Source organism: Corynebacterium sp. 13CS0277 (assembly GCF_002994655.1).
GTDB lineage: Bacteria > Actinomycetota > Actinomycetes > Mycobacteriales > Mycobacteriaceae > Corynebacterium.
On the sequence record NZ_PPDL01000005.1, the window covers coordinates 83686 to 106993 of the forward strand.

Annotated in this window: 18 protein-coding genes; 3 read left to right on the forward strand and 15 right to left on the reverse strand. The window is 67.9% G+C overall.

What is annotated here, in order from left to right; all coding sequences use genetic code 11:
* Positions 1–76: 76 nt before the first annotated feature.
* The 6 genes from pafA to C1Y63_RS03060 form a co-directional block, all read right to left on the reverse strand.
* Complete coding sequence (gene pafA, locus C1Y63_RS03035) at positions 77–1468, reverse strand: Pup--protein ligase (RefSeq protein WP_106015042.1); 1392 nt, start codon at positions 1466–1468, stop codon at positions 77–79.
* Between the two features lie 48 nt (positions 1469–1516).
* On the reverse strand, positions 1517–1702 hold the full coding sequence (locus C1Y63_RS03040) for a ubiquitin-like protein Pup (protein ID WP_106014987.1): 186 nt from the start codon (positions 1700–1702) through the stop codon (positions 1517–1519).
* Positions 1703–1857: 155 nt separating this feature from the next.
* A complete protein-coding gene (gene dop / locus C1Y63_RS03045; protein ID WP_106014988.1) occupies positions 1858–3405 on the reverse strand; it encodes a depupylase/deamidase Dop in 1548 nt (515 codons plus the stop codon).
* An 80-nt stretch (positions 3406–3485) separates the two neighbouring features.
* Positions 3486–5057, reverse strand: a complete 1572-nt coding sequence (gene arc / locus C1Y63_RS03050) for a proteasome ATPase (protein WP_106014989.1) — start codon at positions 5055–5057, stop codon at positions 3486–3488.
* A 170-nt stretch (positions 5058–5227) separates the two neighbouring features.
* Positions 5228–6067, reverse strand: coding sequence for a tRNA (adenine-N1)-methyltransferase (locus tag C1Y63_RS03055; RefSeq protein ID WP_106014990.1), 840 nt, complete (start codon positions 6065–6067; stop codon positions 5228–5230).
* Between the two features lie 79 nt (positions 6068–6146).
* The gene (locus C1Y63_RS03060; protein ID WP_106014991.1) at positions 6147–7373 is read right to left on the reverse strand and encodes a M18 family aminopeptidase; all 1227 of its coding nucleotides are present in this window, start codon (positions 7371–7373) and stop codon (positions 6147–6149) included.
* A 352-nt stretch (positions 7374–7725) separates the two neighbouring features.
* On the opposite strand from C1Y63_RS03060, the gene C1Y63_RS03065 reads away from it, so the two are divergent.
* Complete coding sequence (locus C1Y63_RS03065; protein WP_106014992.1) at positions 7726–8598, forward strand: RecB family exonuclease; 873 nt, start codon at positions 7726–7728, stop codon at positions 8596–8598.
* Between the two features lie 122 nt (positions 8599–8720).
* Here C1Y63_RS03065 and aspA read toward each other — a convergent pair whose 3' ends face one another.
* From aspA to C1Y63_RS03110, 9 genes are all read right to left on the reverse strand, one after another.
* Positions 8721–10484 (reverse strand): aspartate ammonia-lyase, encoded by a 1764-nt coding sequence (gene aspA, locus C1Y63_RS03070; RefSeq protein WP_233195549.1) that lies wholly within the window; start codon positions 10482–10484, stop codon positions 8721–8723.
* A gap of 513 nt (positions 10485–10997) precedes the next feature.
* Positions 10998–11843, reverse strand: a complete 846-nt coding sequence (gene hisG, locus C1Y63_RS03075; protein WP_106014993.1) for an ATP phosphoribosyltransferase — start codon at positions 11841–11843, stop codon at positions 10998–11000.
* A gap of 219 nt (positions 11844–12062) precedes the next feature.
* Positions 12063–12326: a phosphoribosyl-ATP diphosphatase gene (locus C1Y63_RS03080; protein WP_106014994.1), complete on the reverse strand. Its 264-nt coding sequence runs from the start codon at positions 12324–12326 to the stop codon at positions 12063–12065.
* A 146-nt stretch (positions 12327–12472) separates the two neighbouring features.
* Positions 12473–13183 carry an HAD family phosphatase gene (locus C1Y63_RS03085; protein ID WP_106014995.1) on the reverse strand — a complete coding sequence of 237 codons (711 nt, stop codon included), beginning with the start codon at positions 13181–13183 and terminating at the stop codon, positions 12473–12475.
* A gap of 54 nt (positions 13184–13237) precedes the next feature.
* On the reverse strand, positions 13238–17023 hold the full coding sequence (gene metH / locus C1Y63_RS03090) for a methionine synthase (RefSeq protein ID WP_106014996.1): 3786 nt from the start codon (positions 17021–17023) through the stop codon (positions 13238–13240).
* A 268-nt stretch (positions 17024–17291) separates the two neighbouring features.
* Entirely contained in the window at positions 17292–17753 is a 462-nt protein-coding gene (locus C1Y63_RS03095) for a rhodanese-like domain-containing protein (RefSeq protein WP_106014997.1), read from the reverse strand.
* A gap of 353 nt (positions 17754–18106) precedes the next feature.
* Positions 18107–18538 (reverse strand): hypothetical protein, encoded by a 432-nt coding sequence (locus tag C1Y63_RS03100; protein ID WP_106014998.1) that lies wholly within the window; start codon positions 18536–18538, stop codon positions 18107–18109.
* Positions 18535–19815: a cysteine--1-D-myo-inosityl 2-amino-2-deoxy-alpha-D-glucopyranoside ligase gene (gene mshC, locus C1Y63_RS03105; protein WP_106014999.1), complete on the reverse strand. Its 1281-nt coding sequence runs from the start codon at positions 19813–19815 to the stop codon at positions 18535–18537. Before mshC ends, C1Y63_RS03100 begins: the two co-directional genes overlap by 4 nt.
* A 262-nt stretch (positions 19816–20077) precedes the next feature.
* Positions 20078–20950 carry an undecaprenyl-diphosphate phosphatase gene (locus tag C1Y63_RS03110; protein WP_369831010.1) on the reverse strand — a complete coding sequence of 291 codons (873 nt, stop codon included), beginning with the start codon at positions 20948–20950 and terminating at the stop codon, positions 20078–20080.
* A 70-nt stretch (positions 20951–21020) separates the two neighbouring features.
* Between C1Y63_RS03110 and C1Y63_RS03115 the strand changes: the two genes are divergently transcribed.
* Together C1Y63_RS03115 and C1Y63_RS03120 are read left to right on the forward strand one after the other, a co-directional pair.
* Positions 21021–21971, forward strand: coding sequence for an aldo/keto reductase (locus tag C1Y63_RS03115; protein ID WP_106015000.1), 951 nt, complete (start codon positions 21021–21023; stop codon positions 21969–21971).
* Between the two features lie 69 nt (positions 21972–22040).
* Positions 22041–23294, forward strand: coding sequence for a hypothetical protein (locus C1Y63_RS03120; protein ID WP_106015001.1), 1254 nt, complete (start codon positions 22041–22043; stop codon positions 23292–23294).
* Positions 23295–23308: the final 14 nt, after the last annotated feature.

The following is a 23308-nucleotide window of genomic DNA, read 5'->3' on the forward strand; positions in this document are numbered from 1 at the left end:
CCGGGGAAGTCACCGCGTGATGTCGTGCGGGGCGCGGGGACTCCCCCACGCCCCGGACCACGGCACCCGCGTGCGGTTAGTCCTCGGCGGAGGTCGCCTGGGAGGTGATGAACTCCACCAGGGCGGCCAACTGCTCGTCTTCGGTGACGAAGGGGTCGAGCAGCTCCACGGACCTCGGCTCCGGGCGCGAAATCGAGCAGCGCACCCAGTCCACGGCGGCGGGGATATCCCGCCCGTAGATGGCGTGCAGGAACTGCCCGCGCAGGTGCGCCCGGGTGGTCGTCGGCGCGCGGTCGACTGCGGCCGCGATCTCCTCCTCGCCGACGAGGACCTCCAGCAGGCCCTTGCGCTGCAGGATGCGGCCCACACCCCGAGTGGGGTGAATATCGTGGTACGCCAGGTCGAGGCGGAGCAGCTTCGGATCATCCAGCGCCAGGCCCTGGGTGTCCTGGTAGCGCTGCAGCAGCTGATACTTGGCCACCCAGTCGATCTCCCGGGCGACCCGCTCGAGGGCGCGGTCGTCGATCGCGTCGAGGGTCTTCTCCCACAGCGCGAGACCGTAGGCCAGGTCCTCATCCGGGGTGCGGGTGGCGTAGTAGTCCTTCGCCGCGGCGAGGAACGTGCGCTGCACCTCCAGGGCGCAGGTCGACCCGCCGTCGGCCAGCTGGATTCCGTGCCTGCCGGTGATATCGCGGGCGATGTCCCGGATCGCGGTCTGCGGGTCCGCCAACTCAAACTCCAGGCCCGGGGTGCCAGCCTCCAGCATCTCCAGCACGAGCAGCGTGGAGGCGAGCTTCAGCCACGTGGTCGGCTGCGCGATGTTCGAATCCCCGGTGATGACGTGCAGGCGGCGGAAGCGGTGGGAGTCGGCGTGCGGCTCGTCCCGGGTGTTGATCATCGGCCGGGAACGCGTCGTCGCCGAACTCACCGCATCCCACACATGATCCGCGCGCTGCGACAGGCAGAACCCAAGACCATAGTGCTGGGAGGGGCTCGCCGGGTGCGGGCGGTAAATCTTGCCCGCGCCACACACCAACTGGCGGGTGATGAGGAACGGGATGAGCTTCATGCTCAAGTGCTTGAGGATGACGTCCCGGCCCACAAGGTAGTTCTCGTGGCAGCCGTAGGAGTTACCCAAGGAATCCACGTTGTTTTTCAGCAGGGTGATCTCCCCGCCAATGCCTTCGGCGCTAAGGCGGGCTTCCGCCTCCGCGCGCAGCTCGTCGAGGATCCGGTCGCCGGCCAGGTCGTAGGTGAGCAGCTGCCGCACCGAGTCGCACTCCGGGGTGGCGACCTCCGGGTGGGAGCCCACATCGAGGTAGAGGCGGGAGGAGTTGCGGGTGAACACGTTGGATGCCTGGTACTGCTCCACCACGGGGCGGAACAGGTAGCGGGCCGCATCGTCGGGGCTCAGCCGCCGGGACCCCTGGGAGGTGCAGGTGATGCCGTATTCGGTCTCCAGGCCCATGATGCGGCGGGTGAAGACCTGCTCCCCCAGGCCCTGGTGCTCGGACACCTACTCGCCGCCCTTTTGGACGTAGCCGCGCACGAATTCCTCCGCGTTGGCTTCCAGCAGGGCGTCGATCTCGTCGAGAAGCTCGTCAGCCTGGTGGGTGTTCAGCTGCGCCTGGCCTGCTGCGGCCTCCTCAGGGGCGTGCTCGTCGCGACCGCCGGGGGAAGAAACCTGGCTCTGGGTGCCCATGGTTGGATTCACACTCCTGGAAAAAATCGTGCAAGAAAACAAGAAAAACTGCCTCCCGCCGCCTGTCATAGCGGCGGGACCATACCCCACTTAATCTAGCCCGCACGCCTGCGATGGTGCGCCCGGCAGGGGGAGACACAGGGGGTGCGGGTGGGTTAGCCCAGCGGGCTGAGCCACTGCGGCGCGTGCGCCCGCCACGCGGCGAGCACCGCCGGAATGTCACCTGCGGCGGCGTTCTCGAGGGCGTCCGCCAGGCCGGGCTGCAGCTCGCGGCCGTCACCGAGGCCCAGTCGCCACAGGGCGCCGTCGAGGCTGACGACGACGGAATCCCAGTTCGCCGCGACAACGTCGGCGGCACACCGCTGCATGAGCAGCCCCCGCAGCCACGCGCGGGTGTCGCGCGGCGGGGTGGTCATCGCCTGCTGGATAGTGTCCTCGTCGACGAGGGTGCGCATCCGGCCGGTGCGCATGAGCGCCAACGCCAACCCTTTCGCCGGGTCAATGTCGTGGTACTGCAGGTCCACCAACGCCAGCTTCGGGTCGTCCCACGTCGCCCCGCGGGCGCGGTAGCGTTCGATGAGCGCCAGCTTCGCCGTCCAATCCAGCATGTCCGCGGTGGACAGCGGATCGGCGGCCAGCTTGGTGAGCACCTCCTCCCACAGGGCCAGCACTTCCTCGACGTCCGGGGTGCGCGCCGCCGCGGGCAGGCTGTCGGCCACTCGGCGGAGGTACTCGCGCTGGATGTCGATGGCGGTCATCGCTCGGCCGTCGGCCAAGGGCAGCACTTCCCGCAACTCAAGGTCCCGGGAGACGGTCTGCACCGCCCGCACCGCGCCGAGGAGCCGAAGATCCTGGAAGTCCACTCCCCGTTCCACGGCGTCGATGACGAGGCTGGTGCAGCCCACCTTGAGCAGGGTCGCGATCTGTGAGAGGTTCGCGTCGCCGATGATGACGTGCAGCCGGCCGAACGCCTCCCGGTCGGCGTGGGGTTCGTCCCGGGTGTTGATGATGCCCCGGTTGAGGGTGGTCTCCAGGGAGATTTCCTGCTCGATGTAGTCGGCCCGCTGGGAGATCTGGAAGCCCTGCTCCTCGGAGCGCGGCCCCAAGCCCACCCGGCCGGCACCGCACAGAATCTGCCGGGTGACGAAAAACGGGATGAGCGCCTGCGCCAACACGTCGAAGTCGAGCGCCCGGGAGTACTGGTAGTTTTCGTGGGCGCCGAAGGAGGCACCCTTGCCGTCGACGTTGTTTTTGTACATCTTTACCGCAGGGCACGGTGGGTGGCCCTCGAGGGCGGATTCTCCCCTGCTGCTGCGCTCGGCGGTGAGCTGCGCCGCCCAGTGCATGATGCGATCGCCCGCCTGGTCGTACACCATCGCCTGGCGGGCGGTGGTGGTCTCCGGGGCGGAGTACTCCGGGTGCGCGTGGTCGACGTAGAAGCGCGCCCCGTTGCCCAGCACCATGTTCGCCACCCCCATCCCATCGGCTGCCACGACCGGGGTCGTGTGGTAGCGGCGCAGGTCAAAACCGCGGGCGTCCCGCAGAGGGGATTCGCCCTCGAAATCCCAGCGGGTGCCGCGGGCCTGCTGCTGGTCGGTGGCGAAACCGACGACCACGTGCGTGGAGGTCACAATCGGGCTGATGAACGCATCACCCGGGGTGGCGATGCCGTATTCGGTTTCGGTGCCCAGAATGCGGGACATGGGCGAACTCCTTGACGGTCGACGAGGGAAGGAAAAATGAAAATCAGGGCAACACAGACGGGGGCCCGCAGCGGGGGCTGCTAGGTGCCGGTGGCAGCGACGATGCGGGCGGCGACCACCCGGGCCCCACCCCGGCCGGTGATCCGCGACCACTCCTCCGGATTGGACGTATTCGGCAGGTGCGAGTTCTCCGCGTGCTCCGCGTCGACGGCGGCCACCATGTGCGCGGTCGTCACCCCTTGGCTTTGGCCCAGAAGCTCATCTTTGATGGCGAGCTTCTTCGCCCGGTCCACCACGTTGGCGATCATCGCCCCCGACACGAAGTCGCCCGCGTGCAGCACATCGACAGTGCCGTCGGCGCGGGTGAGCTCCACCCAGGGATTCGGGGCGAACATGCGCTCCACGGCGGTGGCGATGATCGTCTCCCGCGGCGCGGCGAGCGGCACCTGGGGGCTGAAGTGGCGTTCGAAAATCTCCGGGGCGGTGGCTTTCGTGGGGCGCTCCACCCGAATCTTCACGTCCAGTCGGCCCGGCCGCAGGATCGCGGGGTCGATGAGCTCCTCCCGGTTGGTGGCGCCGATGACGATGACGTTGGATAGGGACTCCACGCCGTCGAGTTCGGTGAGCAGCTGCGGCACCACCGTGGTCTCCATGTCGGAGCTCACCCCGGAGCCACGGGTGCGGAAGATCGACTCCATTTCGTCGAAGAACACCACCACCGGGCGGCCCGAGGACGCCAACTCCCGCGCCCGGCGGAAAATGAGCCGAATGTGGCGCTCCGTCTCGCCCACGAACTTGTTCAACAACTCCGGGCCCTTGACGTTAATGAAGTAGGAGGAACTGCCGTCGGCGGCGTTCGCCGACAGGCTGTTGGCCACCGCCTTCGCGATGAGGGTCTTGCCGCAGCCAGGCGGGCCGAACAGCAGCACCCCCTTCGGCGGGTGCAGCGCGTAGCGGGCGAAAAGCTCCGGGTGGGTAAACGGCAACTCCACCGCGTCGTGGATGACGCTGAGCTGCTCGTCGAGACCACCGATATCCGCGTAGGTGACCGTCGGCACTTCCTCCAGCACGAGCTCCGCGATGTCTGTTTGCGGGATGACCTCGAACGCGACGGCGGCTTTGGCATCAACGAGCACATGATCGCCCGCGTCCACCGTCACCCCCGCCTGCCGCAGCGGCTCCGCTGCGCGCACCACGTGCTGCTCCCCGGACTGTTCCACGACGACGATGCGCCCGTCGGCCAGCTGCTCGGCGACGCTCATGATCTGTCCGGTGGCTTCCAGCCCGCAGGCCTCCACCACCTGGGAGCCCTCCCCAAGACGCACCCGCACCCCGGGGATGAGCTGGGTGGGGTCCACCAGCGGGCTCACCACGACCCGCATGCGGCGGCCCAGGGTGAAAATCTCCACGGTGGGTTTACCCGGGGTGAACTCGAGGAAGGTGCCATACGTCGACGGCGGGGCGGCCAACTCCTCCACCTCGGCGGTGAGTTGCTCCAGCTTGTCCCGGGAGGCTTTCAACAGCTCTACGAGCTTGGTGTTGCGGGCGGCAAGCTGCCGCAGTTCCCGCCGCAGCTGCGCCGGATCCGCAGCCCGGGTGGCGTCCGCGCCGGCGCGGGTGTCAGTGGTGTGGTCAGCCTGGTTGTCGTGCATGGAGCAACCCCTTGGGATGTGTGCGTGGCGCGCCCCTGCCGCGTGGCGGGGTGCGCCCTCCCCGCGACAATCACGCGGGGTGGTGGAAGAAAAGACGAAGAAAGAAAAACGATGAAGAAGAGATGAGGGAGGCCCACGCCTGAGCCCCCGGCACCTTTCGTGCAGGTGCCCTACTTGCGGGCGCGGCGCTGCGGGCGGGGTGCGACGGTGCCGTCGGCCAGGCGGCGGGCCCACACGAGGAACGCGGTGTGGGCGTTCATGCGGTGCTCCGGGCGGGTGGCCAGCCCCTCCACCTTCCACTCACGGACGAGGGATTCCCAGGCGCGCGGCTCGGTGAAGCACTTCTTGTCCCGAATGCCTTCCATGATGTTCATCAGCTGCGGCACGGTCGCCACATAGGTCATGAACACCCCGCCGGGCACCAGCACGTCGGCGACGACGTCGAGGCACTCCCAGGGCTCCAGCATGTCCAGAATGATGCGGTCGACAGGCTGGCCGCCGAGGTCGTCGAGGGTGACGTCCTTGAGGTCGCCGAGGCGCAGGTCCCAGTTCGCGGGGTGGCCGCCCAGATACTCGCTGACGTTGTTTTCCGCGTACTCCAGGTGGTCCTCGCGGATCTCATAGGAGATCAGCTGACCTTTCTCGCCGATCATGCGCAGCAAACTCATCGACAGCGCACCGGAGCCGGCGCCGGCCTCCAGGACACGGGCCCCGGGGAAAATATCGCCCTCGACAAGGATCTGGGCCGAGTCCTTCGGGTAAATCACCGCCGCGCCGCGCGGCATGCTCAAAATGTGGTCGACGAGCAGGTGCCGGAAGCACAGGTACTGGCCGCCCTGGGCGGAGGTGACGACGGTGCCTTCGTGCTGGCCGATGATGTCGTCGTGGGCGATGCCGCCCTTGTGGGTAAAGAAGTGCTCCCCCGGGGTGAGCACGATGGTGAAGTGGCGGCGCTTAGCGTCGGTGAGCTGGACGCGATCGCCCGGCTGGAAGGGGCCAGAATAAGCCATAGGTGTAGGTGAGAACTTTCCGGTGTCAGTGACAGGTCAAGGTGAGAAACAAGGGGCGTGCCGCCGGCGGCCGGCAGCGCTACAGGGTGAAGAAGCTGACGAGCGCCTGCTCCATCCACTCCATGTCGTACACGCCACACATTTCGCGGGCGGAGTGCATCGACAGCAGCGGGATACCCACATCGACCGTCGGGATGCCCAGCCGGGTGGCGGTCAGCGGGCCGATGGTGCTGCCGCAGGGCACATCATTGTTGGAGACGAACATCTGGGCCGGCACCTCCGCCATCGCACACGCGGTGAGGAACCGGTGGGAGGTCACCGCGTCGGTGGCGTAGCGCTGGCGGGCGTTGGTCTTGATGACGGGGCCGCGGTTGATCAGCGGCTGGGTGACCGGGTCGTGCTTGTCGACATAGTTGGGGTGCACCGAGTGCGCGGCATCGGCGGAGACGCAGAACGAGCGGCGGAAGATCTGCATCCGCCCATCCAGGTCCAGACCGGCGGCGGAACACAGGCGCAGCAGCACGTCCTCGAGGAAGGGGCCGCAGGCACCACTGGCGCTCCCGGAGCCGACTTCCTCATGGTCGAAGGCGGCGCACATGAGAATGTCGTCCCCGTCGCCCTCCTCGACCGCCTGCACCAGGGCGGTCACGCTGGGATAGAGGCTGGAGAGATTATCCAGGCGGCCCGCAGCGATGAAGTCCTTGTTGAGGCCGAAGATGCGGGGCGCTTGCGCATCCACCGTGATGAGGTCGTGGGTGACCATCTGCTCCCCCAGCACGCTGTGCAGCGACTGGGCCTCGGTCTCTGCGGCGTAGACGGGCTGCAGGTGCTTTTGCCGGTCGAGAGCCATCTCGTCCTGGCGGTACAGGTGGATCGCCAGCGACGGCACCCGCAGGATGGCTTCGGTCTCCACGAGGCGCACCGTGCCGTCGGCGTCGACCACCCGGCCGGCCAGTTTCAACTCCCGGTCCAGCCAGGTCGCCAGCACCGGCCCGCCGTAGACCTCCATGGAGGCCTGCTGCCAGCCGGCGGTCGTGAAGGTCTCCCCCGGCTTCAGCTTCAACCCCGGGCTGTCCGTGTGGGAGCCGACGATGCGGAAAGCAGAGGTCTCCGGGTCGAAACCTTCCGGGATGTACCAGGCGATGATCGCTCCGTCGCGGATCGTGTACCGCCCGCCGGGGGCAGCATCGAAACGCTCGGTTTCGCTCTGTTCACTAAAGCCTGCGGCGCGCAGCCGGCGGGCAACTTCATGTGCTGCGTGATACGAACTCGGCGAGGCGGAGAGAAAATCAAGAAAGTCCTGCATAGCGCTTAAGCTTACCCGCCTGGCTAGCCGCGGAAAGCACCCGCACCCCATGCTGTCCACAATCCGCGCACTCGCAGCACGCAAGCGGCCGCAGACGCGGTGCGACATCATCTCGGCCGCGCCCGCACCCTGGGCGCCGGCGTGAGGGCACACACATATGCACGTTCATCCGTCCCCGCAGCGTGCCAACGACGCCCGGTTGCCCTTTCACCACGTGCCTATCCGGCTGCCACACCCCGGGGGTGCGGGGCAACCCGCGGGTTGACCCGCCTGTGGACAACTCCACCGCGCAGGAATGCACGTGACGGGTTTGGGGGTGTGCGGAGCCGACGGGCTAGATTGTGTAACCGAGATGAACGCCCCGAAACCACTCGCCCTATCCCCCTCCCGCGCCAGCGACTACCAGCAGTGCCCGCTGCTCTACCGCTTCCGCGCCATCGACCGCCTGGAAGAACCCACCACCCTGGCCCAGCTCACAGGTACCTTGGTGCATGCCGTGCTGGAACACCTCCACGGGCTGCCCCCGGAGGACCGCACCTACCCGGCAGCAGTGAAGCTGATTAAGCCCGAGTGGGCGAAGCTGCTCGCCAAGGACCCCACCCTCCGGGGCGTGGTGGGCGACACCCCGCAGCAGGAGCTCGACTTCCTCGTGACCTGTCGTTCCCTGGTGCGCGGCTACTTCGAGATGGAAAACCCGCAAGGGTTTAGCGCCGAGCAGTGCGAGATGTACGTCAACACGGTGCTGCCCAACGGGGTGCCCGTCCGCGGCTTCATTGACCGGGTCGATGTAGCCCCCACCGGCCAGGTCCGGGTCGTTGACTATAAGACAGGCAAGAAGCCCCTGCCCCGCTATGCGGCGGCCGCCCGTTTCCAGATGCGGTTCTATGCGCTGGTGTATTGGCGGATGTTCCAGATCATCCCCACCCAGCTGCGGCTGATGTATTTGAAGGTCTCGGACTCGCTGATCCTCACCCCCTCGCAGGAGGAACTGGAGTTTTTTGAACGCGACCTCGGTGACCTGTGGGCCAAGATCGAAGGCGATGGCCTCAGCGGTCGCTTCCGCCCGCAGACCTCGAAGCTGTGTGGCTGGTGTTCCTTCCAGCACTTGTGCCCCGAGTTCGGGGGCACTCCGCCGGAGTATCCCGGCTGGCCGGGCAGTGTGGCAAAGCCCCTGGAGTCGGTGGCTGTGGGGCTCGACTTCGGCGCGGACTCCCCGCTGCAGTAGCGCCACCGCACTGAGCCGTCGGCGCTGAGGACGATCCGGCGCACGCACACACCCCACGCATCCTGCAGCAGGAATACTGCTCGGCGCGTGGGGTGTGTGTCTGTGGTGGGAGCTGGTACTGGTTAGTTGTCGAGGTACAGCTTGCCGCGGAAGATCGGGTGCATGAGGTTTTCCTTGCTCAGGACCTGGTCGAGGGTGGCCTCATCCATGAGCCCCTTCTCGAGCACGAGCTCGCGGACGGACTTGCCCGTCAGGGCCGCTTCCTTACCAATGAGGTCGCCCATGTGGTGGCCGATGAAGGGGTTGAGGTAGGTGACGATACCGATGGAGTTCTCCACGTAGGCGCGGCACACGTCCTCGTTGGCGGTGATGCCCTCCACGCACTTTTCCCGCAGTGCGACGGCCGCGTTGCCCAGCATGCGGATCGACTGGAACAGGGCCTCACCGATGGCGGGCTCCATGACGTTGAGCTGCAGCTGGCCGGCCTCGGCGGCCATGGTGACGGTGAGGTCGTTGCCGAAGACCTTGAAGCAGACCTGGTTGACGACCTCGGGGATGACGGGGTTGACCTTGGCCGGCATGATCGAGGAACCCGCCTGGCGGGGCGGGAGGTTGATTTCCCCGAGGCCGGCGCGCGGCCCGGAGGACAGCAGACGCAGGTCGTTGCAGATCTTCGACAGTTTCATCGCGGTGCGCTTGATCGCGCCGTGCGCGAGCACGTAGGCGCCGGTGTCGGAGGTCGCTTCGATGAGGTCGCGGGCGGACTTGATCTCCAGGCCGGTGACCTCACTGAGCGAGGCGACGACCTGGTGGCGGTAGCCAGAGGGGGTGTTGACCCCCGTGCCGATGGCGGTGGCACCCAGGTTGACTTCCAGCAGGCGCTTCTGGGCGTGGCGCAGCACGCTCTGTTCCTCGGCGAGGTTGTGGGCGAAGGCGCGGAACTCCTCCCCCAGGGTCATCGGCACCGCGTCCTGCAGCTGGGTACGGCCCATCTTGAGGATGTCGATGAACTCCGCGCCCTTGGCATTGAAGGCGTGCTGGAGGGAATCAATGCGGTCGATGAGTTCGTCCATGGCGGCGTACACGCCGAGCCGGAAGCCGGTCGGGTAGGCGTCGTTGGTGGACTGGCTCATGTTGACATCATCGTTGGGGTTGATGACGTCGTAGGAGCCCTTCGGCAGGCCCAGGTATTCGAGCGCCAGGTTCGCGACCACCTCGTTGGTGTTCATGTTCAGCGAGGTGCCTGCGCCGCCCTGGAACACGTCGATCGGGAACTGGTCCATGCAACGCCCGTGCTCGAGGATCTGGTCACAGGCCCACACGATGGCCTCGCACTTGTCCTTCGGCAGGGTGTGCAGGCGACGGTTCGCCAGCGCGGTGGCCTTCTTCACCTGCACCATGCCGCGGATGAACTCCGGCACGTGGTTGATGGTGGTGCGGGAAATCTGGAAGTTGTCGACCGCCCGGAGGGTGTGGATGCCGTAGTAGGCGTCGTCCGGGACTTCCATCTCGCCGAGGAGGTCGACCTCCACGCGGTAGCCGTCGGCGGGGACGGTGTCGACCTCGGGGCGGGTGTATTCAGGGGCCTCCGCCGCGGAGGCGATGGTGCCGCTCGCACCGCTGAACCCTTCGGCGAGCGCCTGCTCGTAGGCCTCCTGGTAGGCGGCCTGTGCGGCTTCGGCTTCCTCGGCGCTGAAATCGGCGGAAAGGTCTTCGTCGTAGGTGAACTCCTCCTCGGCGGCACCGGAGTCTGCCGTGGCTGCCGCCTCGGTGGCGTCAAAGCTGAAGGCCGGGGTCTGTGCGGCCTCGAAGTCGCTGTCGTCGAAGGTGAACTCGCCCAGCGAGTTCTCGTCGAAGACGTCGCCGGATTCAGTGGTCGTGGCCATGAGGTACCTTTCCCGCCCGGGAACCACCCCACCTTGCCCCGGGTGCGGAAAGAAGCATCCGAGGACACGCCGTGCGGCGTGGGGCCGGGGCCCTGCGTCGCCGCAGCGCTTGAAGGGGGTGGGGTGGTGGACAGTTGCGTTGATTGAAAAATGTGCCATCGGCATGCCGCGTCACCCTCGCACGAGGCACCCGATGTGTGGGTAACCCCGCGGGTGCGCGGGTGGCGGCACGCGGTAGGTCCATCATAGTCGCCTGCCCGCATCGGGGGCGTACCCCGGTGCCGGCGACACCCCCGGGCGACGGTCGTCGGTAGAGAAAACCCGGCGCGGATGCGTCAGCCACGCGGTACTCCCCTGCCGTGGCACGACCCGCGCTGCTGTCAACGCATCTGGCTTGACGTCACCGCAGAGACGACACATCCCCGGCACCGTGAGGACACCGGGGACGTCGCCACGCATCGCAGACCTAAGGGACGAGGCGACCCTGCCTGCGACGCGCGGGTGAGTGCTCTGCTAGAGGCGGGCGATGCGGATCTCGGAGGCGAGGATCGCTTCCGCGCCCAGCTCGGCGAGCTGATCCATGATCTTGTTCGCGTCCTTGCGCGGCACCATCGCGCGCACCGCCACCCACTCCGGGGAGGCCAGGGGGCTGACCGTCGGGCCGGAAATACCCGGGGTGATGCTCGTGGCGTCGTCCAGCAGGTCGGCCGGCACGTTGTAGTCCAGCATGAGGAAGTTCTGGGCGTGGAGGATGCCCTCGATGCGGCGCAGGAGGCGCTTCATGTCGTCGGTGAGCTCCACCCCGGAGCGGGCGACGATCACGGCCTCCGAATCGACGAGCACCTCGCCGAAGGTTTCCAGGCCCTGCTTGGCCAACGTGCGGCCGGTGGAGACGACGTCGGCGATGGCGTCAGCCACGCCCAGCTTGATGGAGATCTCCACCGCCCCATCGAGGCGGATGACGTCGGCGTTGATGCCGCGCTTCGCCAAGTCGACGCGCACGAGGTTCGGGTAGGAGGTGGCGATGCGTGCGCCCTCCAACTTGGTCACGTCCCAGCCTTCGCCCTTCGGTGCGGCGTAGCGGAACGTCGACGCCCCGAATCCGAGCTGCAGCACCTCAGAGACCTGGGACAGGGAGTCCCACGCCAGGTCCCGGCCGGTGATGCCTAAGTCCAGGTGGCCGTTGGCGACGTAGATGGCGATGTCTTTGGGGCGGAGGAAGAAAAACTCGATGTCGTTGTCCGTGTCCACCACGGTCAACGCTTTAGAGTCACCGCGGCCCTTGTAGCCAGCCTCCGCAAGAATTTCGGTGGCCATCTCGGACAGGGAACCCTTGTTGGGAACAGCGACGCGCAGCATGTGGATCTTTCAAACGGTGGGCACCGGTACACCGCCCGCAGCGTCCCCGCGCCCCGCGGCAGCGGGGTGGGGTCACGGCGGGCAGTGTCGAGTGGTGCGTCGAGGAGGGATATCAGGGACTTTCACTCAACACAGAGCGACATATAAGGAAAACAGCAAACAGAAGAAGGGAAAACGCGGATACCTGCCGCAGCCCTTGCAGGCGCGCGGCACGGCGCGTTAGAGGTGCCGGTAGATGTCGTCGGGGGTGAGCCCCCGCTCCAGCATGAGCACCTGCGCCCAGTACATCAACTGGGAGAGTTCTTCGGCTAGTTCGGTGTCGGACTGGTACTCGGCCGCAATCCACACCTCGCCGGCTTCCTCGATCACTTTCTTACCGATGAAGTGCACGCCCTTCTCCAGGGCTTCCACGGTGCCCGAGCCTTCCGGTCGGGTCGCGGCCTTCTCGGACAGTTCGGCGTAGAGGGAGTCGAAGTTCTTCACCGGACTATTGTTGCATACCAGCCAGTGGGGCCCCGCACCCGCTGCCCGGCGCGCCCAGAACCGTGCGGGCCGAGGGAGCTCACGCACCCGCTTCTCCCCTGCGACCGGGCGGACACGCTCGCGCGGTGGGCCGGGCGCGTGGTCGGCTACTGGGCTGCGGGGTCGTGGGGCGGGATGGCCTCAAAGAATGCCTGCATGTCGGCCAGGGTGAGGCCCTCGAAGCTGCGCTGCCCATTCCGGCCCGGCATGTCTGCCAGCAGGCGCGCGGTCGGCGGGACGGGCGTGCCCGGCAGTTCGGGTAGGGCCACGACCCGGCAGCCCGCCGCCGTGGCGGCCTGCATGCCGCCGGCGGAGTCCTCGAAGACGAGACACTCCTCGGGTGCCACGCCCAGTGTGCGCGCCGCCATCAGGTACAGGTCCGGCGCGGGCTTGGGGTGCTCCACGTCGCTGCTGGTGAGAGTGCCGGTGAAGAAGTCGCGGCCGATGCTGTCGAAACAGCCGTCGGCGATCTCCCGGACCGTGTTCGTCACGATCATCATGGGCACGCCGGCATCCCGCAGTTGGGTGAGGAGTTCCGGCACGCCCGGCATGAATTCCAGGCCGCCGGCAAAAAGCTCGTTCATGCGGGCCACCATGATGTCGAACTCTTCGGCTTCCCGCTCGGGCGTCGGGGTGACGCCGGCGTTGTCCGCGCAGATGAGGAAGGTGTTGTGGAAGGAGCCGCCGACGGTGCGGGCCCGCGCCGCGGGCGTCAAGGGGGCGCCGAGGCGCTCTGCGAGCTCATAGGTGGCGGTCTCCCACACTGGTTCGGAGTTCACGAGGGTGCCGTCCATGTCCCACAGGATCGCTTTCATCATGGGTGGACACTCTAGCACCGGGTGCCGAGGCGGCTGCGGCTTCCGGGCGCCTGCTTAGACGTTGAAGTAGCTGGCCTCCGGGTGGTACAGGACGAAGGCGTCGGTGGATTGCTCCGGGTGCAGCTGCAGCTCTTCGCTGAGCTCCACGCCGATGCGTTCTGCGCCCAGCAGCTCTACGAGGGTGGCGCGGTCGGCGAGCTCCGGGCAGGAGCCGTAGCCGAAGGAGTAGCGCGCCCCCCGGTAGTCGAGGTCGAAGAAGCGGCGCGGGTCGGTGGAGTCGAAATCGCCGACGTGTACCCCGGAGCCGAGGCTGAGCTCGGCGCGGATGCGGCTGTGCCAGTACTCGGCGAGGGCTTCCGTGAGCTGCACACCAATGCCGTGGACTTCGAGGTAGTCGCGGTAGTTGTTGGCGGCGAACAGCTCGTTGGCGTAGTCGGCGATCGGCTGCCCCATGGTCACCAGCTGGAAGGGCAGGACGTCGACCGTGCCGGTGGCTTTGGCCTGCTCCTCGGGTAGAAGGAAGTCGGCGATGCAGTAGAACTTGCCGCGGGACTGGCGGGGGAAGCTGAAGCGCGCGATCTCCTCGGCCTCCGGGTGGGGCTCGGCGAGCACGATGACGTGGTCGCCGCGGGCGACGGCCGGGAAGTAGCCGTAGACGACGGCGGCGTGGTCGAGGATGCGCTGCGACTTCAGCCGGTCGATCCAGGCCCGCAGGCGCGGCCGGCCTTCCGTGTCGACGAGTTCCTCGTAGTCGGGGCCCTCGCCCCCACGGGTGGGCTTCAGCCCCCACTGCCCCATGAACAGGGCGCGCTCATCCAGGCAGGGCAGGTAGTCGGCGAGGGGAAGACCTTTGACGATGCGGGTGCCCCAGAACGGCGGGGTGGCGCGTGGCACCTCGATCGCGACCTCGGAGCGTTCGGGGATGTCGACGGGGGTCGCCTCCGCTTTGCGGCGGGCGGCGATCTCGCGGCTGCGGGCGTGGCGAGCTTTGCGCTCTTCCCGCTTCGCTTCTGCTGCGGCGCGCGCCTCCCGCGCGGCTGCCGCCTCAGGATCGTCCGGGTTGGCGTCGACGGCGGTGGCTTTCTTCGCCGCCATGATGTCGTCCATGAGTTTCAAGCCTTCGAAGGCGTCGCGGGCGTAGTGCACCTGCCCCTCGTAGAGTTCATCGAGGTCGTTTTCGACGAAGGTGCGTGTCAGCGCCGCCCCGCCGAGCAACACCGGCAGATCGGACGCGCCCTGGGCGTTCATCTCCGCGAGGTTTTCCTTCATCACCACGGTGGACTTCACCAGCAGCCCGGACATGCCGACGACGTCGGCGCCGGCGTCGCGGGCGGCGGAAATGATGGTGGAGATCGGCTGCTTGATGCCGAGGTTGACCACGTCGTAGCCGTTGTTGGACAAGATGATGTCCACGAGGTTCTTGCCGATGTCGTGCACATCGCCCTTGACAGTCGCAAGCACGATCGTGCCCTTCGACCCGGTGGCGTCCTGGGCCTCCATGAACTGCTCCAGGTGGGCCACGGCGGCCTTCATCGTCTCCGCGGACTGCAGCACGAACGGCAACTGCATCCGCCCCGAGCCGAAGAGCTCGCCGACGGTCTTCATCCCGCCCAACAGGTCCTGGTTAATGATGTCCAAGGGGCTTTTCTCCTCCATCGCGGCGTCCAGGTCCGCCTCGAGGCCCTGGCGTTCCCCGTCGATGATGCGCTGCGCGAGCCGCTCAAACAGCGGCATGGCGGCAAGCGCTTCCGCCCGGGCGTCCTTCGCGCTGGCGGCGGAGACCCCCTCGAACAACTCCATGAACGTCTGCAGCGGGTCGTAGTCCGCGGTGCGGCGGTCGTAGATCATGTCGAGCGCCACCTCACGCTGCCGCGGCTCGATGCGGTTCATCGGCAGGATCTTCGACGAGTGCGCGATCGCGGTGTCCAGCCCGGCCTCGATGCACTCGTGGAGGAACACCGAGTTGAGCACCTGGCGGGCGGCCGGGTTGAGACCAAAGCTGATGTTGGACAGGCCCAAGGTGGTGTGCACCTCCGGGTAGCGGGCCTTGAGCTGCCGGATCGCCTCGATTGTTTCGATGCCGTCCCGGCGGGTCTCCTCCTGCCCCGTAGAAATGGGGAAGGTGAGGCAGTCGACGATGATGTCGCGGTACTCCAAACCCCAGGTGCCCGTGATGTCCTCGATGAGGCGGGTGGCGATCTCCACCTTCTTCTCCGCGGTGCGGGCCTGCCCCTCCTCGTCAATCGTGAGCGCCACGACCGCCGCACCGTGGTCGGCGACCAGCCGCATGATCCGCTGGTAGCGGGACTCCGGCCCGCACCCGTCCTCAAAGTTCACGGAGTTCACCGCGCACCGGCCACCCAGGTGCTCTAGGCCGACGCGGATCACCTCCGGCTCCGTGGAGTCAATCATGAGCGGCAGCGTCGAACTCGTCGCCAACAACCCCGCCAGGCGGGCCATATCCTCGCGCCCATCACGGCCCACATAGTCCACGCACAAATCCAGCATGTGCGCCCCATCGCGGGTCTGCTGCTTGGCGATCTCCACACAGGTGTCGACGTCGCCGGCGAGCATCGCCTCCCGAAACGCCTTCGAACCGTTGGCGTTGGTGCGCTCACCAATCATTGTCACCCCCAGCTCCTGCACCAGCGGCTGGGAGGTGTACAGGGAGGACACGGCGTCGCCGGCGGTGCGGCGGGTGGCGGCGAACTCCTCACGATCGAGCCGCGTGGCCGGCTGGGCGGGCAGCGCCACGCCGGTGGCGGCGACCTGCTCCTCAACGAGCTCGTCGAGGTGATCCGGGGTGTGTCCCTCCGGGCGGCCGAGCACCGCGTCGCGCACCGCCCGAATGTGGGCGGGCGTGGTGCCGCAGCAGCCGCCGACCATGCTCAGGCCGAAACGTTCGACAAACTCGTGGAGCGCGACCGCGAGCTCCGGGGCGCTCAAGGGGTACTCGGCCCCCTGCGCGCCCAAGATCGGCAGGCCCGCGTTCGGCATGACGGACACGGGGATCGTGGCGTGCGTGGACAGGTAGCGCAGGTGCTCGCTCATCTCCGCCGGGCCCGTGGCACAGTTGAGGCCAATCATGTCGATGCCGAGCGGCTCCAGGGCGGTGAGTGCCGCACCAATTTCGGATCCCAGCAGCATCGTGCCGGTGGTCTCCACCGTCACGTGGCAGATGATCGGCACCTGGCGGCCGAGTTCTTCCTCCGCTGCCCGGCACCCCAGGACTGCTGCTTTCACCTGCAGCAGGTCCTGCGCGGTTTCCACGAGGATGCCGTCGGCGCCGGCGCGGATCATGCCGCGGGCGGCCAGGCGGTAGTGCTCCCGCAGGTCCTCGTAGGCTGCGTGCCCGAGGCTCGGCAGCTTCGTGCCGGGTCCCATCGATCCCACCACGAATCTCGGGGTGCCGTCAGCTGAGGGCCCCATCTCGTTGGCGACCTCCCGGGCGATGGCCACCCCCTTGTAGGCGAGTTCCTCGCAGCGGTCCGCGATGTCGTAGTCCGCGAGGTTCGGCAGGTTACAGCCGAAGGTGTTGGTTTCCACCAGGTCGGCGCCGGCCTCGAAGTAGGCGCGGTGAATGCTGCGCAGCACATCCGGCCGGGTGTCGTTGAGGATCTCGTTACACCCTTCCAGGCCGAGGAAGTCGGCCTCCACGTCCAGGTCGAAGGACTGCAGCTGGGTGCCCATCGCGCCGTCGCCGATGAGTACGCGGCGCGACAGTGCCTCCAGCAGCGGGTGCTGTGCGGACGACCCCTCGGGGCGTGCGGTGGGTGCAGGGGCGGACGCGGCGGCAGGGCTGGCAGATGTGGCGGAGAACGTGTGCGAGGAAGAGGACATGAGTAGACAGCTTAGTTCATTGTTGGTCTGCCCCCAACACCCCTGCCCACCCAACCGAGCTGCTGCCTGCGGGATACTCCCCCGCGCGGCGTCACGTACCCTCCCCTGCCCGCGCGCCGCGCACCAGGGACCGCGATCCGTCACGCCGACCGTGCGTCAGGACACGGGGATCCGTCCCCGAAATATCCCGACATGCCCCGAGCGGCCTCCCGCACGCTTCACACCATGGGTGCGCGGCGGCGGCCGCGACTGTGCCGGGCGTTGTCTGCTAGGAGGTGGCGACCGTGTCCCCCGTGGTCACCGGGATGCCGGTGGCGTCCGACGCCTGGGCGACGCTGCCGAGGTTGTAGACGCGCTCGAAGCCTAAGGTCTGCATCTTCTTCACCGCCTGCCCCGCGCGGTTGCCGGAGCGGCAATAGATGACGTACGTCGCATCCCGGTCGAGGCTGTCCACCCGGGACAAAAACTCCGGAGAGTTGAAGGAGATGTTCTCCGCGCCACTGAGATGCCCGGTGGCGAACTCCTCCGGGGTGCGCACGTCCAGGACGACCGCGTCGGCGAAGGATTCGGGGGTCGTTGCGCCGCTGTCGCCCGCGCCGCTGGGTGCGGAGGTGTGCTCAGTGGTGGGAGTGTTGGAGTCGCTGCCGCAGGCCGGCAGCGTGGAGGCGATGGTCAGTGCGCCCGCCGCGACGAGAATGCGTCGCAGCAGCGATGGGGACGTCTGCACCATGGGGTGAAGCCCTCCTTGGGATTGTCGACAAGGACACACGCGGGACCGCCTCAAGGGGCGCACCGTGAGTGGCGGAGCCAACAATCACAGCCGCGGTGTTATCTCTACCTCCACTGAGCATACTCGCCCCCGGTGGGTGGCGTGGCGGATGCGCGGGCTGCCGCAGAGGGCTCCGGATGGCGCGCCTGCCAGCGGACATGCGCCCTGCGGCGGGTGGATGTCGCGTGAGTAAAGCAACACCCCGCCCGGGGCGCTGTTCACACAGCGTGGGCGGGGTGGATCACACGGAACGCACCCAACAACCATGCATGAGGTTGCATCGGTGTATGGGGCGCTCGCGGCGTGGCGGGGAGCTACAGAATGTCGATCGTCATCTCGTCGTCGTAGGGGTCCGACTGCTCAAAGGTCGGCAGGTTCGCAATGTCAGAGGCGTCCAACTCTAGGGCGCCGGCGACCCGGGCGAAAAACTCCGTGAGCTCTGCTTCCTCCTCCGGCTCGATGACGGCGTCACCGAACACGGCGTTGATGCGGCCCAACTGGTCGATGGTGCTGCCCACGAGTCGACTCACGGCCGGGGCGCCGGCCGGGGTAGACAGTTCACTCGCGGCGTCGACGAGCGCGGCGAGCGTCCTTTTCACCTCCACGATGGCATCCACCTCATAGGGGGCGTCCCAGGCGTCCTTCTCTTCCTCGGTGAGGTAGGCGCCGGTGGCGAACGTCGTCATGTCGTCCGTGAATTCCTCCACGAAGGCGTTGAGCTCGGCGAGGACAGCGGGGTCGATCATAGAGTGATTCCCATCAAGGCATCGAGGGCGCGGGCAACAGTCTCGCCCGGCGCCGCAGCACGGGCAGCTGCCGCGGGTGCAGCAGCATCTGTGCCCACTGTACCGGCTGCCCACTCATCAATGGCGGCAAGGGCCGCCGGGGTGTCCAGATCATTTGCCAGGTGCCGCTGGACCGCTGTCACCAGCGCGTCCGCAGCCTGCTGATCGGAGGCACGCCGCGCCGCCTCGCGCCAGGTGCGCAGGCGCTCCTCGGCGCGGGCAAGCACCGCCTCGGAGAAGTCCCGGTCGGCGCGGTAGTGGTCAGCGAACACCGCCAGCCGGATCGCCGACGGCTCGTGACCTGCCGCCGTGAGCTTGGAAACAAACACCAGGTTGCCCAGCGACTTCGACATCTTCACCCCATCGAGGGCAATCATGCCGGCGTGCACGTAGTGGCCCGCCATCCTCGGCACTCCGGTGGCGGCCTCCACGTGGGCGGCGGAGAACTCGTGGTGCGGGAACACCAAGTCGGAGCCGCCGCCCTGAATCGCGAACTCCGGGCCCAGGTAGCGCTGCGCGATCGCCGCGCACTCAATGTGCCAGCCCGGCCGACCCGGACCGAACGGCGACGGCCAGCTCGGCTCCCCGGGGCGGGCCGCCCGCCACACCAACGCGTCCAAGGGATCCCGCTTGCCGGGGCGCTCTGGGTCGCCGCCTCGCTCAGCGAACAGGGCCGCCATGGTCTCCTCGTCCAGGTGGGACTCGTAGCCAAACTGGGCGGTCGCCTCCCGGGAGGCGTAGATGTCGGGGTACTCCGCATCCTCCACCACGTAGGCCGCACCCACCTCGAGCAGCTTGGATACCAGGGCGATGACGTCGTCGATGGACTCCTGCACCCCGATGTAGTGCTGCGGGGGCAGTACCTTGAGGTCCGTCATATCTGCCCGGAACAAGTCAATCTGCCCCTGGCCCAACTCGCGCCAATCCACCTGGTCGCGCTCCGCACGTTCGAAGAGCGGATCATCCACATCGGTGATGTTCTGCACGAAGTGCACCTCGTGGCCCAAGGCCAGCAGCTGCCGGCAGATGAGATCGAAGGTGAGGTAGGTGGCCGCGTGCCCCAGGTGGGTGGCGTCGTAGGGGGTAATCCCGCACACGTACATCCCCACCGGCCCCTGCTCCGGCACCGCCACGGGCCGGATGGCCTCATCAGCAGTGTCGTAGAGCGCCAGCGGCGCCGGCGTCACACCACCAGGGGTGGGACAGCTGGGAACGGTCGGTGTCGGCCAAGACTGCACGAGGGGCACTCCTTGAAGTTGAGCCCGCAGCAGCGCCACGGGGAGGGTTCTATGAAAAACGTGACTGGGGATAAGGCGAGAAAACTGGAAGAAAACGGCCGCGCAGCCACGGACGCGCGCGTGACACACGCGGGCTGCGCGCAGAGGTCTACCGCATCCAACGCCCCGCCGGGCGCACGCATTCCCTTTCTCCCCTGTTCGATGAGGAGGTGATGGGGACTGCGCGCGGACCCGCGCGGACGCCGGCGGGTTCAGGACCGGGTTAGCCGGCCTGCAGCACACCCGCCGCGAGCAGCGCCATGACCGCCAGGCCCGCAGGAATGCGGTAGGCGGCGAACCAGCTGAAGGAGTGGTGGGCGACGAACTTCAGCAGCCACGCAATCGACGCATACCCCAACCCGAATGCGATGGCCGTGCCCACGAGCAACTGCATGCCGCTGGCCGCCTGCCCGGCCTCCGGGTTGAAAGCATCGGGGAGGGAAAACAGCCCCGAGGCCAGCACCGCCGGAATCGCCAACAGGAAACTAAACCGGGCCGCCACCTCGCGGGTCAGCCCCAAAAACAGGCCCGCCGAAATCGTGCCGCCGGAGCGCGACACGCCAGGAATGAGCGCCAGGCACTGCGCCAAACCCATCACCAGCGCATCCTTCATCGTCAACTGGTCGAAGCTGCGGGTCTTGCGGCCCAGCTTCTCCGCGGCGATGAACACGAAAGAAAACACGATGAGCACACCGGCGGTGATCCACAGGTTGCGCAGCCCCTCCCGGATGTAGTCCTTGGCGAGGAACCCAATGATGGACACCGGCAGGGTGCCGGCGATGACCATCCAGCCCATCTGGTAGTCGAAGCCGCGGGCCGCGGGGTTTTTCAAGCCCTGGAACCAGGCGGTGATGATCCGCAGAATGTCCCGCCAGAAGTACACCAGCACGGCGGCCTCGGTGCCGAGCTGCACGACCGCCGTGAACGAGGCACCCGCATCGTTGCCGTAGAGCAGCTCGGAGACGATCCGCAGGTGCCCGGAGGAAGAGATCGGCAGGAACTCGGTGAGCCCCTGCACGACCGACAGCACGATGGTTTGGCCCCAGCTGATGGACGACTCGGCCTGCTGGGCCGCGAGAAGATTCAGATCAATCACACCCAGGCACGCTACCAGCCGCCGCCAGGGGCGGGAAGAGCGTGCCGGGCGAGCTTGTAGCATGGGGTGAATGAAACAGCGCACGGTTGGCCACGCAGGATTGCGAGTCTCCCGCCTGGGGTTGGGCACCTCCACCTGGGGGGATCAAACCTCCCTGGACGAGGCCGCCCGCCAGCTGGAGGTGTTTGGTGCCGCCGGGGGCAGCCTCGTCGACGTGGCCGCCTCCTACGGCGGGGGCGCGGCGCTGGAAATGCTTGGGGAGCTGTTGCCCCGCACGCCCCGCCACCAGTGGGTGATCTCTGCGGCCTCGGGCGTGGACCCCGCCCAGCCGATCGGCCGCCGGGTGGATTGCTCCCGCCGCTTCCTCATCACCAGCCTTGATGAGACCTTAAAGACCCTGGGCACAGACTTCATTGACCTGTGGTCGGTGGAGTTCTGGGATCCGCGCACCCTGCCCGAAGAGGTCGCCGACACCCTGGACTATGCGGTGCGGACGGGCCGCGCCCGCTACGCGGGTGTGCGTTCCTACGCGGGCTGGCAGCTGGCTGTCACCCATGCGGCGGCGAATCATGCGGCGGCCTCAGCCCGCCCGATCGTGGCCGCGCAAAGCGAATACAACCTGCTGGTGCGCCGCGCGGAGGAAGAACTGCTGCCCGCGACCGCGCACCTGGGCGTCGGCTTTTTCGCGGCGGCCCCGTTGGCGCAGGGGGTGCTCACCGGGAAATACCGGGGCGGGATCCCGGAGAACTCCCGCGCCCACAGTGCGCAGCGCTCCGCGGAGGTGCACGGCTACCTGGATTCCCGCACCGACGCCATCACCCACGCGGTCGCCACGGCGGCGGAAGGTTTGGGTGTGACCCCGGGCGCGGTGGCCACTGCCTGGGTACGAGACGCTGTCGGGGTGACCGCCTGCATCCTGGGGGCCCGGACCGCAGCCCAATTGGAGGAGAATCTGGCCAGCGAGGCTCTGGTCCTGCCGCCGGCCATCCGCGACGCCCTCGACGACATCAGCCGCTCCTAGCGCCCGGGTGGCGAGGCGTCGGTGGGGGTGCGGCGTGCGTGCCCGCCGCGCGCGCTAAGCTGGTGGCTTGTGTATATCCCCCGCCGTCTTCCCTTCCTCGGTGGCAGTCGTGATGCCGCGATTGTCTCCGCGCTGTCTTCCCGCCCGGACCGCACCCCGCCGCGCCGCCGTGCTGCCGCGGCACTGCTGGGGGTGCCGCTGCTTGTGGGGTTGAGTGCCTGCGGGCAAGCCCCCGCCGGGTTGGAGGGCACGGACTTTAGTCTCGCCACCCGGGTGGCGTCGCCGCAGGCGGAGTCCTTCGCCGGCACCGCGTCCTCCCCCGCGGCCGATGTGCGGGCTATCTCCGCGCTGGTGCCGGGCTCCGCGGGATCCCACACGGTGCTCATGAGGAGCGCGGGCGGGCTTCTGGTCGCCTCCCTGGAGGAGGCCGCCGCGGGCGCGGCCCGTGCGGTGCGGGGCCTGGACGCCGCGGCCGAGTGCGGCACCCCGAGCGCCTCCGTGCACGCGGCCGACACTTTCGTCGTGGCGTGCCCCCGCGGGGAGGACACCACCGCGATTTTCCTCATTGACGGCACGACCGCTGAGGCCACCCACATTGTCGACGCCCCGCTGCGCGGCACCGCCGCCGTGCAGACCGCCGGCGGGCGCATCGTCGTCGCCAGCGCCACGGACGGCACCGTCCTCGCCTACACCGCGGCCGGGGAAGAATCGGGCCGCACCACCGTCGACCGGCCCACGAACACCCTCGTGGCGGTGGGTGCCCGCACCTACACCGACGGCGCCGACGCCGAGCACACCTCCGGGGAGGCGGACGGCGACGCCATCGTCGCCATCAACGCCGACGACACCGTCATCCAGGGCGTGAAGGTGGACCTGGGCCGCCCGGGCGCGGCACTGCGCATCGGCACCGGTGTGGGCCAGGCCGTCCCCGGCGGCGACAACATGGTCCTGGCCACTAATGTGCCCGGCAACCAGCTGTTCGTCTACACCGTGGAGCCCGTCATCCGCCTACACCAGGTCGGCAACACCGGCACCGGCCCCTGGGCTGTCGCCTGGGATGCCGCCCGCAACCTGGCGTGGGTGTCGACCACCGGCGACAACACGCTCACCGCCTACCGGCTGTCCGGCGGCGTGCCCGAGGCCGTCGGCAGCGTCGACGCCCCGGCGAACGTCACCAGCCTCGCCGTCGTCGACGGATCGCTCCTCGTCGCCACCGACGGTGCCGACAGCGCCCCGGCGCTCGTCGTCGTGGACGCCGCGGCCGCCACTGCGGCGGTCAGCGACCCGGGCCGCACGGACTTCGCACCCCGCCGCGGGCAATAACCCCCGGGCCGTCC